Source organism: Cyanobacteria bacterium GSL.Bin1 (assembly GCA_009909085.1).
In the GTDB taxonomy this organism is placed as follows: Bacteria; Cyanobacteriota; Cyanobacteriia; order Cyanobacteriales; family Rubidibacteraceae; genus Halothece.
In genome coordinates this window covers 17384-35504 of sequence record JAAANX010000090.1, presented here as the reverse complement: position 1 = coordinate 35504, position 18121 = coordinate 17384, and the positions used below count along the sequence as shown (strand labels likewise).

General features: G+C 44.0%; 19 protein-coding genes and 1 pseudogene. 7 read left to right on the top strand and 13 right to left on the bottom strand.

Translation table 11 applies throughout. The annotated features are described in order from the left end of the window. Window positions 1-52: 52 nt before the first annotated feature. Together GVY04_11885 and GVY04_11880 are read right to left on the bottom strand one after the other, a co-directional pair. Entirely contained in the window at window positions 53-1795 is a 1743-nt protein-coding gene (locus GVY04_11885; protein ID NBD16800.1) for an alpha/beta fold hydrolase, read from the bottom strand. Between the two features lie 142 nt (window positions 1796-1937). Beyond that, entirely contained in the window at window positions 1938-2612 is a 675-nt protein-coding gene (locus tag GVY04_11880; protein NBD16799.1) for a Uma2 family endonuclease, read from the bottom strand. A gap of 146 nt (window positions 2613-2758) precedes the next feature. Between GVY04_11880 and GVY04_11875 the strand changes: the two genes are divergently transcribed. Beyond that, on the top strand, window positions 2759-4396 hold the full coding sequence (locus GVY04_11875; protein NBD16798.1) for a radical SAM protein: 1638 nt from the start codon (window positions 2759-2761) through the stop codon (window positions 4394-4396). Here the strand turns inward: GVY04_11875 and GVY04_11870 are convergent. Both GVY04_11870 and GVY04_11865 read right to left on the bottom strand, forming a co-directional pair. Further along, window positions 4376-4882, bottom strand: coding sequence for a tetratricopeptide repeat protein (locus tag GVY04_11870; protein NBD16797.1), 507 nt, complete (start codon window positions 4880-4882; stop codon window positions 4376-4378). The genes GVY04_11875 and GVY04_11870 overlap by 21 nt on opposite strands. 137 nt (window positions 4883-5019) lie before the next feature. After that, window positions 5020-6021 (bottom strand): EamA family transporter, encoded by a 1002-nt coding sequence (locus tag GVY04_11865; GenBank protein NBD16796.1) that lies wholly within the window; start codon window positions 6019-6021, stop codon window positions 5020-5022. A 140-nt stretch (window positions 6022-6161) separates the two neighbouring features. Here GVY04_11865 and sppA point away from each other — a divergent pair, with 140 nt between their 5' ends. Genes sppA through bioB form a run of 3 tightly spaced genes read left to right on the top strand, consistent with a single transcriptional unit; the run spans window position 6162 to window position 8483 of the window. After that, window positions 6162-6989, top strand: a complete 828-nt coding sequence (gene sppA, locus GVY04_11860; protein ID NBD16795.1) for a signal peptide peptidase SppA — start codon at window positions 6162-6164, stop codon at window positions 6987-6989. Window positions 6990-7045: 56 nt separating this feature from the next. Continuing rightward, complete coding sequence (gene aroH, locus GVY04_11855; protein ID NBD16794.1) at window positions 7046-7435, top strand: chorismate mutase; 390 nt, start codon at window positions 7046-7048, stop codon at window positions 7433-7435. A gap of 31 nt (window positions 7436-7466) precedes the next feature. Next, window positions 7467-8483, top strand: coding sequence for a biotin synthase BioB (gene bioB, locus GVY04_11850; protein ID NBD16793.1), 1017 nt, complete (start codon window positions 7467-7469; stop codon window positions 8481-8483). On the opposite strand, the gene GVY04_11845 is transcribed toward bioB, so the two are convergent. Then, window positions 8480-9277, bottom strand: coding sequence for a DUF4115 domain-containing protein (locus tag GVY04_11845; GenBank protein NBD16792.1), 798 nt, complete (start codon window positions 9275-9277; stop codon window positions 8480-8482). The two genes, bioB and GVY04_11845, sit on opposite strands and share 4 nt — an antisense overlap. Before the next feature lie 4 nt (window positions 9278-9281). Beyond that, complete coding sequence (locus tag GVY04_11840) at window positions 9282-10040, bottom strand: pseudouridine synthase (GenBank protein ID NBD16791.1); 759 nt, start codon at window positions 10038-10040, stop codon at window positions 9282-9284. A 54-nt stretch (window positions 10041-10094) separates the two neighbouring features. On the opposite strand from GVY04_11840, the gene GVY04_11835 reads away from it, so the two are divergent. Further along, entirely contained in the window at window positions 10095-10808 is a 714-nt protein-coding gene (locus GVY04_11835) for an LmeA family phospholipid-binding protein (protein ID NBD16790.1), read from the top strand. Here GVY04_11835 and GVY04_11830 read toward each other — a convergent pair. Continuing rightward, on the bottom strand, window positions 10745-11671 hold the full coding sequence (locus tag GVY04_11830) for an alpha/beta fold hydrolase (GenBank protein ID NBD16789.1): 927 nt from the start codon (window positions 11669-11671) through the stop codon (window positions 10745-10747). The genes GVY04_11835 and GVY04_11830 overlap by 64 nt on opposite strands. 130 nt (window positions 11672-11801) lie before the next feature. Between GVY04_11830 and GVY04_11825 the strand changes: the two genes are divergently transcribed. Further along, window positions 11802-12332: a translation initiation factor IF-3 gene (locus tag GVY04_11825; GenBank protein NBD16788.1), complete on the top strand. Its 531-nt coding sequence runs from the start codon at window positions 11802-11804 to the stop codon at window positions 12330-12332. A gap of 188 nt (window positions 12333-12520) precedes the next feature. Here GVY04_11825 and GVY04_11820 read toward each other — a convergent pair whose 3' ends face one another. From GVY04_11820 to GVY04_11810, 3 genes are all read right to left on the bottom strand, one after another. Continuing rightward, window positions 12521-13222 (bottom strand): hypothetical protein, encoded by a 702-nt coding sequence (locus GVY04_11820; GenBank protein NBD16787.1) that lies wholly within the window; start codon window positions 13220-13222, stop codon window positions 12521-12523. 11 nt (window positions 13223-13233) lie between these two features. Beyond that, on the bottom strand, window positions 13234-14085 hold the full coding sequence (fghA, locus tag GVY04_11815; protein ID NBD16786.1) for an S-formylglutathione hydrolase: 852 nt from the start codon (window positions 14083-14085) through the stop codon (window positions 13234-13236). A 225-nt stretch (window positions 14086-14310) separates the two neighbouring features. Then, window positions 14311-15435 (bottom strand): FAD-dependent oxidoreductase, encoded by a 1125-nt coding sequence (locus GVY04_11810; protein ID NBD16785.1) that lies wholly within the window; start codon window positions 15433-15435, stop codon window positions 14311-14313. A gap of 283 nt (window positions 15436-15718) precedes the next feature. Here GVY04_11810 and GVY04_11805 point away from each other — a divergent pair. Beyond that, window positions 15719-15799: pseudogene (locus tag GVY04_11805) on the top strand (IS200/IS605 family transposase). 191 nt (window positions 15800-15990) lie between these two features. Here GVY04_11805 and moeB read toward each other — a convergent pair. The 3 genes from moeB to GVY04_11790 all read right to left on the bottom strand — a co-directional run bounded on the left by moeB (window position 15991) and on the right by GVY04_11790 (window position 18116). Next, window positions 15991-17151 carry a molybdopterin-synthase adenylyltransferase MoeB gene (gene moeB, locus GVY04_11800; protein ID NBD16784.1) on the bottom strand — a complete coding sequence of 387 codons (1161 nt, stop codon included), beginning with the start codon at window positions 17149-17151 and terminating at the stop codon, window positions 15991-15993. Between the two features lie 145 nt (window positions 17152-17296). Then, the gene (locus GVY04_11795) at window positions 17297-17776 is read right to left on the bottom strand and encodes a hypothetical protein (GenBank protein NBD16783.1); all 480 of its coding nucleotides are present in this window, start codon (window positions 17774-17776) and stop codon (window positions 17297-17299) included. A gap of 7 nt (window positions 17777-17783) precedes the next feature. Then, a complete protein-coding gene (locus GVY04_11790; GenBank protein ID NBD16782.1) occupies window positions 17784-18116 on the bottom strand; it encodes a hypothetical protein in 333 nt (110 codons plus the stop codon). Window positions 18117-18121 lie beyond the last annotated feature (5 nt).

Genomic DNA, 18121 nt, shown 5'->3' with positions numbered 1-18121 from the left:
TTCCAGGTCAATTACTACTTTGACGGGACAGCTTTTGCCGTTGTCCCGTTCGTTATCCTTGTCCGTTAGAAAGATCCGTAAAGATCTGGTTTAACTCTCCTTGGTAGTATTCGTTACTGGCTTGCTGCGTCCTCAGCGCTGGGAAATTAAGATCGATGGGTGTATTGCGTGGGCGATCGCGCCATTGTTCCCCTCTGACAATCAAGCGTTGGCGCGTCCAAGCCATGCCTTCTAACCAGGGGGTTAAGGTGGGGGGAACTGTTTCGGCTAAACGAAACGATAAGTTAGGGGTCGAGAGGAATTGCGCATATTCTGGGGTGAGAAACGGTTCATACTCTCTCGCTTGCGGACTATCCTGCTTCAAAAACGCCAACGTTACCCCACGAATCCAACCGCGTAGCGGTTCCGCCTCTCTTCCCATGATTTCTGGAACCAGGGTGCCTCTTCCCATCGCACTATGAATATTCTTAATATCGGTGACACTCATGTGAGTCGCACCAATGGCAGTCAGGAGATACTTTTCTCCTGAGAGTTGGGTAAAAGGTTTCAGTTGATTAGTAAGAGTCGGGGTAATCGTATCTTCGCTACTACTAAAAATAACTGTGGGGATCGCTACATTTTCTAATCCTGCTTCCCCAAACAAGTGACTGGTCATCGGGTTGAGAGCGATGACTCGTTTCACCCGTTGATCTCGCAAGTGCAGCGTGCTATTCGGCAACTTTGCACCGGCACATTGTAACCAATCGGCAGGAGACCGTCCTAAGGGGGTTACCTGACGACAAAAGCGACGAACGGCTTTTAAGTCTAATTCTCCTCCAGCTAAAGCCAAGGCCGTGTAACCGCCGAGAGAATGACCAATCACTGTTACATTTTCTATATTAAATTGATTGTCTAACATCCGAGAATAATGGTTCAGTTCCCCTAGTTCGTCCAAGAGAAAGCTAATATCTTCCGGACGATTCAGTAATTCTTCAGGTGACAATAACGCTCCGGGGTTAAGAGTAAAATCACTATCAGATAACAAGTCAATATTACTGCCCGGATGTTCCAATGCCACCACTGTATAGCCATGAGAGGCTAAATGTTGCGCTAAATAAATTAGGAAACGGCGATTTGCTGCGTAGCCGTGAGACAAAATGACCAGTGGACCCGCTTTAACCTCTGGAAGATAAAAATCAGTGAGGATTGTTCGCTCGCGCAAATGATCCCGAAAAAATAAACTCCGTTCCCGAAACTGATAATTCCCTGCTGCACTGGGATCAAAATCAGGACGAAACGAGGAACGAGAGTCCACTTTTAGTTCTTGAGCCAGAATCGGGGCCAATAATTTACTTTGAAGATAAGAGAGGTTCACTTGTACTCCCAACGCAACGGCAGCCGTTGCATCAACCGTTAACGTTTCTTCCGGATAAGCGGTAATAAAATCAAGAACATTTAAGCCACTTCCTTGCCGAAACGCTAGGTATAACCCCACCATTAATTCTTCCAGGTCAGCTTCCGGTAACGCCGTTTGTAACTGTTCAATCAGCGGTTCGAGTTGCGGTGATTGCAGAGTGCCAACAATAAACCGATCCACGACTCCCTCCTCGAACTCAAAGCGACGGGTTAACAGATGTTGCACTTCTTTTGTTAGTAAAGGTTTTAATAATTGTAAGGAATCTGGAACCTCTCCTGTTCTCGCATACTGTTCTAAATCTTGCACCTGAATTTCACGTTCTAAGGGACCAATGCGAACCTTAATTTGTTGCGCTGCATTCGCATTTCCCATCATCAGTAACAAACAACCCCCGATCATTGATGAGATCAACTGCTTAGACAGCCAATGTTTAGCAAAAGTTTTTTTCACACCTCACTCCTCCCCCACGCTATTATCTATTGTGACTCCCTACACCTCATTAAAGATTCAGATTCTACGACCGTTTTTTACACTTTGGAGTTTAAACGGTATCCGGATCAATCCCTAACTCACGGAGTTTCGCTGCCAGCTTCATGTTTTCTGCTTGGGCTTGTATGGCAATTTCTCCTCGGGTGGGTAGCACATTGCCCTCTGGATCCGCCCATCGGATCCAAGTGGCGGTCACTCCTTCATAGTCTCCCTCCCACCGGATGAGATAGAGTTGTAAGCCTTCCGAGAAATAGCCGGGTTCTTCCCAAGTTAACGGTTCATAGTTTCTTCCATGCAAGCGAAAACCAGCAAAATCTTCTGGATTGAACGGATCATACCAAAAGTATTCGGGCACGCGCATCTGGTCTTGATAAACATCCTTTTTAGTCGTTTTATCGTTATCGATTGTGCTATCCGAGAGTAATTCAATGACGACATCCGGGGCTTTCCCTTCTTCCCAAACCACCCAACTTTTCCGTTCCACTTTCGGCACATCTAACACCGCAAAAAAATCAGGTCCTTTGAAGTCTTGATTTTTGATCTGGGCTGCACTGTAATAAATAAACATATTACCGCCAATGTAGGCGTTATCTCGTTTTTCCAGCCAAGGATAGAGGCTATGAATCAGCAAATCCATTTGCATTTTATGCCGTTGGGTTTCCATGGGAACGCCGTCATCACAGGGAAGTTCATTTTGGGTAGGTAAAGTAATGGGAGTAACTGTCATAGTTAATTAGTAAAGACGAAGTAGAATGTCGATGAGGGAAAAAAGGGACTTTAAACTACCCTTGACCCTTGATCTTTGTGATTCAATGATTACTGGTCACTGCTATTAAGATCGGAAAGGAGTACCCTATATAAAATCATTTTACTGTGAGTGTCTTTTCTCAAGAGCGTCTCTTATTTAACCCTGCTTCTCCTCAAAGCGATGCTTTACCGGTCATTTATGCGTTTCCCAACACCTACACCATTGGCATTACCAGTTTAGGTTATCAGGTGATTTGGGCAACCTTTGCCCAGCGCGAGGATGTTGCGGTAAGCCGTCTTTTTACAGATACTCAGGAATCTTTACCCCGCGATCCGGAATTGTTCGGCTTTTCTGTTTCTTGGGAACTCGATTATATTAATATTCTCAATCTTTTAGAAGCATTTGATATTCCGTTACACAGTGATCAAAGAAGTGATGAACATCCGCTTATTTTTGGCGGTGGGCCCGTTTTAACCGCTAACCCGGAACCGTTTGCAGCATTTTTTGATCTCATTTTATTGGGGGATGGAGAAGATTTACTGCCCAATTTAATTACAACCGCGAAAGAAGTACGAGGGCGCGATCGCGCAACAAAATTAAATGCTTTTGCCCAAATTCCAGGCATTTATGTTCCCTGTTTATATGAGGTTAATTACGAGTCACCCGAGGGAAAAATTAGCCACATTTCCCCAATTGATACCAGTGTTCCAAACACAGTTGAAAAACAAACTTATCGGGGCAATACTCTATCGGCTTCCACTGTCGTTACCGAAAATGCCGCTTGGGAAAATATTTATATGGTGGAAGTGGTCCGGAGTTGTCCGGAAATGTGTCGGTTTTGTTTAGCGAGTTATCTCACATTACCGTTCCGAAAAGCGAGTTTAGAAGGGTCACTGATTCCAGCCATTGAATCGGGTTTAAAAGTCACGAATCGCTTAGGTTTGTTAGGGGCTTCTGTCACCCAGCATCCTGAATTTGAGGATTTATTAAACTATTTATCTCGCCCCGAATATGAGGATGTCTGTTTAAGCGTTTCCTCAGTCCGAACCAATACTGTGACGGAAAAATTTGCGCAAATTTTAGCTAGTCGCGATGCGCGATCCTTAACCATTGCGGTGGAAAGTGGTTCAGAAAACGTCCGCCAAATTATTAATAAAAAACTGAATAATGAAGAGATTATTCAAGCGGCAATCAATGCCCAAGCCGGAGGCTTAAAAGCCCTGAAACTTTATGGTATGGTTGGTATTCCCGGTGAAAAAGAAGAAGATATTGAAGCAACGGTTGAGATGATGGCAGCAATCAAAAAAGCAGCGCCGGGCTTAAAATTAACCCTCGGTTGTTCCACCTTTGTTCCCAAATCCCACACCCCTTTCCAATGGTTTGGCGTGAATAAAGATAGTAAAAAACGCCTCAATTTCTTACAGAAAAAGCTGCGATCGCGCGGGATTGATTTTCGACCGGAAAGTTATAATTGGTCAGTCATTCAAGCATTGATCTCTCGCGGAGATCGGCGGTTAACGCCTCTGCTAGAACTCACTCGTGAATATGGGGATTCTGTGGGGAGTTATAAACGGGCATTTAAGGAATTAAAAGGACAATTACCCCCTCTCGAATACTATGTTCATCAAGACTGGGAAACGGAGCAAATTCTGCCCTGGTCGCACTTAAAAGGGCCTCTCCCGCAAGCGACATTAGAAAAACATTTAGCCGAAGCCATGACCCATGTTAGGGCAGAAAAACGATTAGCGAAAAACCAAAAATAAGAGAATAATTCCGATTAAAGCCACCCAAATAAAATTATTATCTTTGCGATTAATTTCACTGGGATCAATGGGTTCTGGTTCTGGCAGTTTCCGACGGCGCGGTTTAACACGACCTGCCGGTCGATACTGACTCGTTTTAGTATCGTCTTCTGAGAGTTGAGATAAGTCTGGAATTTTCGTTAACCATTCATCAGGGCGTTTGAGGGCGGGTGCCTTTAAAATGTAGAGAATGCGCTCACTTTGCTTACGAATTTCTCCAGACGGATGTTTGGCTAAATCTTGACAAAGCGCGATCGCGCTCTCGATTTGACCCGCAGCTTGATAGGCACTGACCAACCAAATCCGCACCTCTCCTCCTAATTTTGACTGCGGATTAATCAGCTTTTTGGCGCGTTCTAATTCCTCGATACTTTCTTTATAGCGTCCTCGTTCTAACGCTAATTTTCCTCTTTGATAGGCTTCGTTAAATTCTTCTTTTCGCTCCATCATTCACTTTTGATTTTGCAAGCCGTTTCTCTTCTAAAAACTACAATCATTTCCGAAATTCTTCTTCAAGCTCGTGAAATTGAGTGTCCTTGGTCGCTATTGATTCATCATTTGTACTAAGGACAAAGCAGTGGGCTTCACCCGTCGCTTTCTGTGACGACTGATTGACTCATTTCGACTTCTTGTTCATTCGTTACCGAAGCAAACCGATTGCGCTGATTAATTAAATAAATACTAATCAAAGTTAAACCCACGCCCAACCATTGTAAGCTGCTGAGTTGTTCCGATAGTAATAAATTACCAAATAATAAAGCAAAAACCGGGGTTAAAAAAGTTAAGGCAGCAAAACTGGTTAAATTGCGAGTCGAAGCTAAATAAAAAAACAATCCATACGCGATCGCGCTGCCAAAAACGGTGGCGTAACTAATCGCCAACCAGCCATCAAAACTAATATTTTGCCATTGCTGCGTCTCCTGCCATCCGGAAAGCACAAACAGGGGAATCCCGCCTAAAATCATGTGCCATCCCGTTGCCATAACCGCATCCGCGTGGTGACAAACATAGCGAATCAAAATCGTTCCGACGGCCATTGACAGTGATGCGAGTAGCATTAACCATTCGCCACTAGCCAACAAACGAGAACCGCTGACCTCAAAACTGGCAAAATTCCCCTGTAACCCCTGCCAAATCCACTCATCCGGTAAACCAATGCAACTGACGCCGATAATGCCAAAAAACAGTCCGATCCAGCCAATTTTTCCCACGCGATCGCCGAATAATAAACTGGACAGTAGCGCCACAGTTAAGGGCTGGGTATCGATCATCACTGAACCAATGCCAGCGCCGGTACGCACTAAACCTTCCGCTAAAAACCCTTGAAACAGTGTCCCATCAACCAAAGCAAACAAGCTAATCCATCCCCAGGCTAACCATCCTCGCGGTTGGGGACGCTGAAAAAGAATCCCGGCGAGGAGAACGAGTAAGCCAGCAGGAAGGATACGCATTCCCGCAAGAAATAAGGGTGTTGTGTCAGCAATAACGCCCTTCATCGCCACCATTGCGGTTCCCCAGAGGAAAAACGGTGCAATGAGTACAATTGGGAATAGGGAGCTTGGCGGTTGCTTGGGTTTGACTTCCATTTGATTTAGCTTTCAGACAATGCTTTTCATTATTGTATAGTTTTATTAAGAATTCTTGCATAACACCTGGGGATCACTAATCCATCAGGAATGGAATCGTTGGGTTACAATAAAAAGTTCAAATTGGCGTACAGAAATTTATGGTTTGGTTGATTGGGAAACGACGAGGAAAGAAAATTGCTCGGATTGAAATTACCGGCGCGATCGCGTCAGAAACCCGCCAGCGAGTCCTCAAAGCCCTCAAGACAGTAGAAGAACAAAAATGGAAAGCCCTGTTGTTACGCATCGACTCTCCAGGAGGAACAGTAGGAGATTCACAAGAAATTTATAGCGCCCTGAGACAATTACAAAGAAAGGTTAAGATTGTCGCCAGTTTTGGCAATATCTCAGCCTCAGGAGGCGTCTATGTTGGAATGGGTGCCGAAAAAATTGTGGCTAATCCGGGTACGATAACCGGTAGTATTGGTGTCATTTTGCGAGGGAACAATTTAGAGCGACTCCTCGACAAAATAGGCGTTTCTTTCAAAGTCATTAAATCCGGTCCTTACAAAGACATTTTGTCCTTTGATCGCGAACTCACTGACGAAGAAAAGCACATTTTGCAAGCATTGATTGATACGAGCTACCATCAATTTGTTCAAACCGTTGCGGAAGCTCGCCATCTCAGTGTGGAAGCGGTACAAGGTTTTGCTGATGGACGGATTTTCACTGGTGAACAAGCCCAAGCTTTAGGGGTTGTTGATCGCCTCGGTAGCGAGGAAGATGCCCAACGTTGGCTGGCTGAACTGGTTGGTTTAGACCCCGAAAAAACGAAATGTGTCACCATTGGAGAAAAGAAATCTCCCCTGCAACGGTTCTTACCCGGTCGCAATCAAGTTGACACCAATCTTACCTGGAAAACAGCAAGAGATTGGCTAGAATTTGAACTAGCAACCAATGGACAACCATTATGGCTCTATCGCCCTTAAAATAAGGGGGAGAAAGACTCAATCATCACAATCAAGCAAAGAAGGGAGGAAACTTCGTGGTGGAGTGGAAAGTGCGAGCAATTCGTGGAGCAACAACAGCTTCTGCAAACACAGAAGAAGCGATTCGAGAAGCAGTAACCGAACTGCTCGACGAACTAGAAGCTCGAAATCACCTCGATCCCAGTGATATCATTAGTGCGGTTTTTACGACAACCCGTGATTTAGATGCGACTTTTCCCGCAAGTATTGCACGAGAACGACCAAATTGGGATAATGTAGCCCTACTCGATGTGCAACAGATGCACGTTGAAGGGAGTTTATCTCGTTGTATTCGCTTTTTAATTCATGTGAATACCGCCAATCCCAACTGGGAAATTGTTCACCCCTATCTGCGCCACGCTCAGGATTTACGCCCAGATTGGAATTTAGCGCAGATGGGATCTTAAGTCGCGCGATCAAAAACTTGTAATTAAACGCATGATCAAAATGGATTGGAATGCTTTAGCTGAGAAAGTTCTCGCTGGAGACACCCTCACCCGCAAAGAAGCCCAAGCGGTATTAACCGCCCCCAATGAAGAATTATTGTCACAGCTAGCTGCTGCTTATCGTATACGCTATCACTACTGGGAAAACCGAGTCCGTCTGCACTTTCTCCTCAACGCCCAAAGCGGCTTATGTCCAGAAGATTGTCATTATTGTTCTCAGTCAAAAATTTCCACCGCAGAAATTGAAAAATATCCCCTCTTAGCGAAAGAAAGAATTTTAGATGCCGCCGCACAAGCGGCAGAACTCAAAGCAGGAACGTTTTGTCTCGTGACCTCTGGGCGCACCCCCACTGAGTCTCTCCTCAGCAAGGTTTGCGAAGCCGTAACAGCAATTAAAGCGCAACATCATCTGAAAGTTTGTGCTTGTGTTGGCTTACTCGATGAAACGCAAGCGCAGCGGTTAGCCGATGCGGGTGTGGATCGGGTCAATCATAATCTGAATACCTCAGAAAATTATCATGAGGCAATTTGTTCGACTCATACGTTTCGCGATCGCGTCACAACAGTCAACCACGTTCATCAAGCCGGGATGACTACCTGTTCAGGAGGTATTATTGGTATGGGAGAGTCGAATGAGGATATTATTGATCTTGCTCTAGCTTTAAGAGAACTAAATATCACAAGTATTCCGGTTAATTTTCTGATTCCAATTCCCGGCACTCCTTTATCAGAAACCCAAAAACCCAAGTTAACCCCACAATTTTGTTTGCGAGTCTTATGTTTATACCGTTTTCTCCTGCCGGAACGAGAAATTCGGATTGCAGGGGGAAGAGAAGTTCACTTACGTTCTCTCCAACCGTTAGGCTTATATCCGGCTAACTCGATTTTTGTGGCTGATTACTTGACAACTCCTGGACAAGCAGCCGAAGAAGATTGGCAAATGATTGAAGATGCGGGATTTGTTTTAGAATCGGCAGATGGTTCTCCTCTGGTTGCTTTATCTCATTAATCTTGAGGAAAATACGCCACTTCTTTGACTTCTCCTAGATTGCCCAAAACAGTTGGCGATTGTTGATTAGGTTCAACAACCACCCCTCCCGCATTGCCCGTACGAAGGGTTAGGGATTGTTTTGCGGTCCAACTCTTCTCATTGCCAGCAGAGAGGATCCCTTCATACACAGTCTTGCCATCACTGGTGACTCTCACCCAAGCGTCTTTTTTGATTGATACTTTTAGTTCAATTGGATGCGTCTGAGTTTCTGGAGAGGATGGCGTGGCAGAGGGAGGGTTCGCGATCGCTAATTGCGAATTGGGAGTTTCGACAGTTGGTTTTGTGCTCACTTGTTCTTGAGATGATTGTGGGTTGGCATTATTCCCTGCTGATTGTTGTTCAACCAAGTAGGATAAACCACTGACTGAAACAACAATCAATAAAATATAAATGACGTACAAGTGGAGAGGGCGCAGTTGAGCAGCAGGCAGTTGTCGCCAAGAGGGGCTAATCGTATACGTTTGTTGTCCAATTGGAAAAGCACTTGCATAATCTCGTCCATTTAACCCGAGCGCTTCTGCAAATTGCTTGATCAGACCTTGTATGTAAACGGGTTCTGGAAGCGCATCCAAATTCCCTTCCTCAATGGCAACCAGCAATCGTGCTTGAATGCGAGTCTTAGTAGCAACTTCATCAATGGACATAGATTGTTTTATCCGGACTTGATGGATCTGTGATCCAATTTCTTTCAGTTTTTCCACTTGCTGTTGTTGAAAAGTTGCAGGTAAACCTTGATTCTTGTCAGTAAACATAATCTTAATTAGCGATATGGGGATAAGACTGCTGTTTAAGATAATCAACTTCTTGAGTTGTTAAGAAACGATAATTGCCCAATTTTGATAAAGACTGATCTTGATTGTTGAGATGGATGGCGCCGATCGCGCTACGATGCAGAGCGAGTACCGGAAACCCCAACTGTTCAGCAACACGCCGAATTTGCCGATTTCTCCCTTCGGTCAGCGTAACTTCTAAGAGGGTCCGTTGACGTTCTTGTTTTAACACGTTAATCTCAGCAGGTAAGGTCTTTTTCTGATCGAGGAGGATGCCATGACGCCATTGTTCTAACACCGACTCGGGTGGATTCTGTTCAACCCACACCTCATAAGTTTTGGGTAAATGGTAACGTGGATGGGTCAGGTGCAGTGTCAAATCTCCATCATTGGTTAATAATAGTGCCCCGGTTGAGTTAATATCCAGCCGACCCACTGGATGTAATCCTTGTCTGTGATTTAATGAATTTGGGAGTAAATCCAGCACGGTTCGGCGATTTTGGGGATCCCAACAGGTGGAAACCACACCGAGGGGTTTATTGATTAAGATATAAAGGTTTTGTGGGCGTTCCTGAAGCGTAATGGGTTCGCCATCGACAGTGACGCGATCGCGCTGCCGGTCAATTTTTTGACCGAGTACGGCTACTTCGCCATTCACTTGCACGCGCCCGGCTCGCATCATTTTTTCCGCTTGGCGACGTGAAGCGATTCCCCACTGTGAGAGAATTTTTTGTACCCGTTCCATACTTGAAAACTCCTTAACCCACTTTAATTCTAATCAAAGTTGATTCGATCTTTAATGATGATCTGGAAAAAAAGTTATTTTCTGACCGCCATTTTGACCCCGGCTTTAAAAGTGTGGCTCAATTCACAATTAGAAACTGTGCAAGGTTTGCAATTACACTTGACAAGTAGTGATCAGCAATTATTAAGAGGAATTATTCCGCAAATTTTCTTAGAAAGTGATTTTGCCATTTATCAGGGATTGCAGTTCGATGAAATTTCTCTCACTGCCGAACAAATTTGTGTCAATGTGAGTAGTGTCTTCAAAGGGCAACCCCTACAATTGCTCAATCCGATTCCGCTTTCCGGCAATATCCGCATTACGAAAACTCATCTTAATCACTCCTTGGCTTCTCCTCTTCTCCAGTCCGGGGTGAAAGATTTACTGTCTTTACTGCTCAAAACTGATGCTATTCCTGCTTTGCATTGGGAAAAAATTACGTTGGATCACAATCAATTTATCCTCGAAGGAAAACAATCTTTCTTTCCTTTTGTTCCCATAAAACTTCAAGCAGAAGTCACCCTCAATAGTCCTCAACATTTATTAATTTCTCCAGTCAAATTAGAAGGAATTCATTCAGAAGAAAGCATTGCACCAGTTGAGTTTAATTTAGGGTCACAAGTCCATTTAAAAACGCTGAATTTAACCCAAGAAGCAGTCTTTCTTCAAGGCTGTTTAACCGTGCTTCCTGAGGAAACTGCCACTAACCAAGGTGATATGGTTTCATGAAATTGGTCAGGACATTCGTCATGGAGACAATGACCCACTCGCGGCAGCATTACTAATTCCAAATCAGGATTGAGATTAACAAATGAGCGCGCTAGTTTTGGCGGAACCATCTGATCTTGTTCTCCCCACAGTAAGAGGATGGGAATCTTTAAATTGGGTAACAATTCTTTGACAGCAGTGCCAAAACGGGGATGTAATGCCGACTTCACAAGCGCAACAAAGGCATCTGCTGCAAATTCATCTTGAGGGGGAGTGGTTAAAATATCGACTAATTCCTCATCTAAGGTTGCCACTTTCGGATAGGCAATTTTTGCCCAACGGCGGATCACCGAGCGCGATCGTAAAATCGGGAATAACCCCCGTAACAGCCAAGGGGCACTAAAGATCGATTCAATCCCGCTGACAACTTTTTGCAGGGGTGGCGGGAACATCTCCGAACGAATGGAAACATCGGGTAAATTAATCAAAATCAGCCCCTGTGCCATTTTTGGATAGTAGGCAGCGGCCGTTAAACTGACCAGTGACCCCAAAGAATTGCCAATTAAAATCGCTGGGGAACCAATGAGTGTTCGCCAGAATTGATACAGTTGTTCCGCCCAAAACTCCATACTATATTGGGCAACGGCTTTGCGAGATGCCCCAAAGCCTAATAAGTCTAAAGCATAAACCGTATGGGTTTCACTGAGATGGGAAAGATTATAGCGCCAGTGCGCGATCGCGGCGCCAAATCCGTGAACCAGGAGAATAGGCGGATTATGATGTCCTTGCGGGGAGCGCGATCGTAAGTAAGTATAGCGAATTTGCCAACCTCGCCAAACCCAATCGCGTTGTCTTCCCAAATCTACTTTTGTTTGCTTACTCATCACTCAATTGTATCTGTTACTTTTGTGTTAACATTTGGCAAAAATTCCAACAGGATTATTACAATGGCAAGGGAATAACCTTATATTGTGAGACCTAAATTTAAGCCTAACTGAATTTCCATAAACGCCTGTGAAGAATAAAAAACGCAACCGCCAGCTTCCCCAAATCAACGAAAATATTCGTTTTCCGAAAATTCGCGTCATTGACAGCGAAGGAGAACAACTCGGAATTCTCACCCCTGACGAAGCTCAAAAAATTGCTGAAGACCGAGATCTTGACTTGGTTCTGGTCAGTGACAAAGCAGATCCGCCGGTTTGCCGAATCATGGACTATGGCAAGTATAAGTACGAGCAGGAACGTCGAGCCAGGGAAGCGAAAAAGAAACAACACAACGCCGAAGTTAAGGAAGTTAAAATGCGGTATAAAATTGACGAGCATGACTATGAAGTGCGGGTCAACCAAGCTAAGCGCTTCCTGAAAGGAGGAGATAAAGTTAAAGCGACAATCAACTTCCGTGGCAGAGAAATTCAACACATTGATCTGGCCAAAGACTTATTAGAACGAATGGCTGCAGACCTCAAAGAAACCGCAGAAATTCAGCAGTCCCCAAAACGAGAAGGTCGCAACATGATTATGTTATTGTCACCGAAGAAAGAATAATTGTATCTGAGCGGAATTTTCAAGACCTTCAAGACGGCCTCAAACTCTGGAATGGCAACGAATCATAAAAATTGAGGTAGCTTATTCTGCCGACTATAGAATTAAGCAGCAATTGGGTTAATTAGAAATAGCTGTGATCTGAAATTGCTACTCTAATTAATCCTTTATTGTGTTGGGGTACGACCTGATTAATTCAGGAATTGCTGAAAATTACGATAGACGCGGTAATAATTAATGATTCCGCCGACTAAAAATAAAATACTACCGACAATGTATTCCCAAGCAACATAGGTAAACAGTAACCACTGTTCCTGCATATCTAAGGGTTGCCATAAGTAAGGAATGGATGCTACTAAGAACAGCGTTGAACCTAAGGCAAACGTAATGGCAGTAATATTAAGTAACTGCAATTTAATCAATGAGGTTGCTTGCAGAATTTCGATAATATTAATGCACGCTCCCACTAAAAAGAGAAAACTGCCAATAATAAAGCACCAGCTGCCGAAAACAATCATATGAATTTCTGATAAAAAGAAAAGACTACCAACAATGAAAAGAATTGTGCCGACAATATAAACATTAGCAGCTAAAAACTCTAGCCAATCCCAAATGCTTAAAAGAGGCTGAGACCGGAGATAATGTAAGGACTCCCACAAATCTTGACCGGTGACAATCAAATAAATAATTGACCCCCCAAAGAAGATCCAAGCCCCAATATCCAAAAATTCTTCATATTGAGGTAGGAAAAATACGCTCCCAATGACAAATGTGATGCCGCCGATGATGTAAAGAATCCCATTGGTTAATTCCCAGTTCAAGTAGCTGATACCGAGCTTTTTTTGAGTGAAGAGGGTATATTGACGCGGACGGTTTGTGAATAAATGTGGCATTGTGCTCTTTTTTAACCGAGGAGAAATTGAGCATGATGCTCGAGATGTTTTCTCATAAAACTCATTATAAAAAAGTAGCTATGATCATAGCCTTCTTGATAGTGTAAGTTTAGAGGCTGTCCTACACTTTTGCAGGCTGCTGCGAACTTTTCCGGTAACAGTTGCTGCTGCGCTAAAAAATTATCTTCGGTTCCTTGGTCAATTAAAATTGGTTTATCCACCCAAGTTTTTTGCTGGACTAACTCCGTTGCATCATAATCCTGCCAAAGCCTTTCATTGTTCCCTAAATAATAACTAAATGCCTTTTGCCCCCACGCACATTGTTTTGGCGCAGCAATTGGCGCAAAGGCTGATACAGAAAGATAACGGTTTGGGTTACGCAAGGCACAAATCAAGGCGCCATGTCCACCCATCGAATGTCCAAAAATCCCGCATTTGTCTGGAAGAATCGGGAATTCACTTTCCACTAAACGCGGTAATTCTTCCACAACGTAGCTATACATTTGATAATGTGCTTGCCAAGGCGATTCGGTGGCATCCACGTAAAATCCTGCGCCTGTTCCTAAATCGTAATCCGTCTCCTCTCCTAGAATACCAGTATTACGAGGGCTAGTATCAGGAGCGATAATGGCCATTCCGAGTTCGGCTGCATCTCTTTGGACGCCTGATTTTACCGTAAAATTCTCTTCTGTGCAGGTTAAACCGGAGAGGAAATACAAGATCGGAACCGAATGATCCTTAGCTTGAGGTGGCAAAAACAGGGAAAACCGCATCGGTCCATGACACACTTGGGAGGAATGCTGGTAGTAACTGACACTGCCACCGAAACATCGATGTTGCGCATTTAAGGTAAGTTTAGGCATAAAGGGTTCATTTGATCTCAATGTGCATCAGAAGACTTCCAACGTAATTTTCATGGTCGTCTCACACCAATTAGACTAAAGACAAATTAACATTAAATCAGTCTCTTAGGGCATAAGTTTCCTCCCGCTTTTTCGCTAAAGTCGTTTCAATTCTTATTTAAAAAAAGTTAGCAGTCACAAGTTTTGCGCTTTTTTGTTCAGTACCGTCGATAAGACCTTGACCAGTTAACGAGCAGAGGAGGCAAACTGTTGTGCGAGAACCGGTGCCAATAAAAGAGTACTGGTAAAACCGGAAAAAATATGGATGCCTTCGTAATGTCCCACCTTCCCAACAACAGATTCCCGATTTGGGCTAAAGGCAATCAGACAATGGTGCCATTGGGCAGGAACATCTTTTAAGGCGGGTAATAAGGTTCCGATTTCTTTCCGTAGCCATGCCTCACTTGCTGCCGGATCAACAGTGGCTTCTGGATCACTCATTGTCCGACTAATTTGACCAATACACAAATGCCGATCGCGAAATTGAATCGCTCCTGGATCCATCACCGGTGACGCCAGTTTCTGTCCTGATTGATCCCACAAAGGTTCTTTTTCTGGGTTAGTGGCAGCGCTTTCTAAGCCCAACCGTTGATCATTAGCAGGCATAATTAACGTTTTTAATTCGAGATCCAGGGGTGGGGTTTCTAAGAGTTCGGCGTGAGTAAAGTAAAGGGGACGTTTAACCCCAATTGAGGTTAATAACTCACGGGTTAACCCCCCTGCACACAGGACCGTATTTTCAGCAGAATAGCGATTTTTAGCCGTATTCACACCGACGACTTTTTCCTTTTGCCATTGGAAGGAATTGACGGCTTCATAAGTGATAGTACCGCCGAGACGAGTAAAGGTTTGGAGATAAGCTTCATTCGTTTTTTGGGGGTTAATATGACCGTGGGGAAAACAAATTGCACCCGCGATCGCGCTGGGATTCAAAAGCGGTTCTAATTCGCAGCTTTCTTCTACACTTAATAGTTGCGGCGGAATGTCACAGTTCTGATATTGCTTAATACTCTCTTGGGGCGACTCATTGTTTCTAATGGTTAATAACAGATTGATTTCACGAAACTCTGTATCTTGATCGAGAATTTGCGGGAGATCGCGATGCAGTTGGAGTCCATCTGCACACAGTTTTCTCATCTCTGGGGAAGTCCCTGACCAAAATGGGAGTCCGCCATAGCTGTAACGGGTTGCATTCTCTAAAGTTGGACTGAGTTCTAATAATAAAACGGTTGCCCCTTGAGCTTGCAATTCGTAAGCGAGGGCACTTCCCGTTATGCCACCGCCAATGACTAACCAATCATAACTAACCATAATTTCGGCAAATGCCACAATAATGGATCATTTTCTCATCAATTCTAAACATGGGGCTTTTATCCTTCCCATCCGCTCAAAAATATGGCCTCTTGAAAGAGGACTTCACTTTCAACTGATTATGAAGCCCCTCCCCCCATTGGTAACAACTTAACTGTAGTTTAGACTAATAAAAATCATCACAAAATCATTCAGCCAGTTCAAACTCATCGTTTGCTCAATTTTTCGAGTGTGGGTGGGTAAAATCAAAGGTGCGGCAGTCTTTTTGAAGTTAGGTGGTGGTATGACTAGAGAATTTCCTTGGTTGAAGAAGAAGCTGCCGAGCTTGTGGACAAGAAGCTATTTTGTATCAACAGCGGGTTAAGTGTCTGGGGATACAATCAAAAAATATGTAAGGAGCCAAGAAAGGATTGAGATTGTTTGTTATCGGGGCATTGAGCCCCTCAACTCACTCACCTTATATCTAACCGCTGAAGCACGTTGGCTTTACGGTGACTCCTGTAATTTTTATCTTGGGTCTTCTCCTCGCTTTTTTCCTAATTCAGACCAGAGGTATTAGTATTCTGGAACAGAAGAATCCACCTCTTGACTCCAAGCACGAATTCCGCCCTTGAGATTTGTCCCTTCAATTCCAGCGTCTTTCAAGATCTGCAGGGCTTTGGCAGAACGTCCGCCCATCTTGCAGTGAGCAATCAAACGATGACCATTGGTCAGTTGTTTCACTTTTTCCACGCCACTTCCATCTTCAATTTCCGACAGGGGAATGAGGGTTGCCCCAGGAATTTTCGCAATTTCGTATTCATTGGGGTTGCGCACATCAATCAGAACGTAGTCATTCGCTTTTTGTTCCATTAACTGCTTCAACTCTTGAACCGTCATTTCAGGAACATCGGTTTCTTGTTCTTGCATTTGCGGAATGCCACAGAACTGTTCATAGTCAATGAGTTCTTTAATTTCAGGACGTTCTGGATTAGGACGAAGTTTTAATTCTCGGAAAGTCATGGTTTGTGCATTATAAAGCAACAAACGTCCACTGAGAGTTGTATTCATGCCAAGAATGACCTTAATCGTTTCTGTGGCTTGAATCGACCCAATGACACCACATAGAACACCTAAAACACCCCCTTCAGCACAAGAGGGAACCATTCCCGGCGGTGGGGGTTCAGGAAAGACATCGCGGTAGTTAGGTCCTTCTTGGTAATTAAAAACGCTGGCTTGCCCTTCAAAGCGGAAAATCGAGCCATAAACATTCGGCTTACCGAGTAAAACACAAGCATCATTCACTAAGTAACGAGTGGGGAAATTATCCGTTCCATCGACAACCACATCATAAGGCTTGAGAATTTCCAGAGCATTGTCAGAACTAATGCGGGTATTGTAGAGGTCAACTTGACAAAACGGATTGATATCAAGGATGCGCTGTTTGGCTGATTCTAGCTTGGGTTGACCGACTTTGGCAGTACCGTGGATAATTTGACGTTGTAAGTTGGAGCGATCCACAATGTCAAAATCAACAATGCCAATGCGTCCGATACCGGCTGCTGCTAAATATAGCAGAAGGGGAGAACCGAGTCCACCAGTCCCGATACAAACAACACTGGCTGCTTTCAGGCGTTTTTGCCCTTCTAGTCCGACTTCTGGGAGGATAATGTGACGAGAATACCGTTCGTATTCTTCTTTGTTGAGTTCGATTTCTTCTAGGTTTGGATTGAGCATAGTGGTCTCACGCCCGATAAGGTGTTAATTTGCTATCTACTATTGTGCTACGGGAAGGAGATGGGGCGACGTATTCAGGATAATATCGCCGCTGCTGACTAATTGAGATAGCCGTGCGGTATTTTAGGATAAGGGCTGGGTTGGGTTAATGGCAACCTTCTGTTACAATTATTTCTTCTTGAAATTGTTGTTGCTCATCTAAAATCCAACTGCAACAATCAACAACAGTTCCGTCTTGTACTGACATAATGAGGTAAGAATAGGTATCCCACGCGATCGCGCGATCAAATTCTGAAGGATCGGTGGTGTGGTCAGGATGAGAGTGATAAATGCCGACAATACTTAAATGATGAGTACGGGCATATTTCTGTGCCTTTAAAAGGACTGCCGGATCAATCGTAAAGCGGTTGCGCTTACTCAGTCCGTCATCAGCAGCTTCCGGGCATACGGCTTCAAACCGTTGACTTTCTACTTCCCAAGCATTTTCCGTTTCCCACACTTCTGTGACAATGGTTTCTCGATTCGCTTGAAACGTTCCGAATAAAATCCCACAACACTCTTCGGGATAAGTGTGCTGGGCGTGACGATACATTTGTTCTTGCTGTTGTTGAGTGAGTTTAAGCACGGCTTGATTAGACTTTTGGCATAAAAAAAGCGTATTTCGCAAGTAACCCGAGGAGGGCAATGCCAAAGGCTACCAAAAACCCCCACAAGCGATTATCTTGCCGTTTCAGGTTGTCTTCAATGCGATTAAAACGTTGATCTGAAGCTTCAAAACGTTTGTCGATTGCTTCAAAACGTTGGTTCATCCCATTCATTTTTTCTTCTAATCTGGCTTGTCCAACTTCTAAAACTTCAATGCAATTCATCAATTGATCTAGCTTTGCTTCTGTACGAGTTTGACCAGTTTCAATTTTATGCTCTAGTTTTTCTAAAATTTGAGTAAAGTCAGTTTCTGTCGGCATTTTTT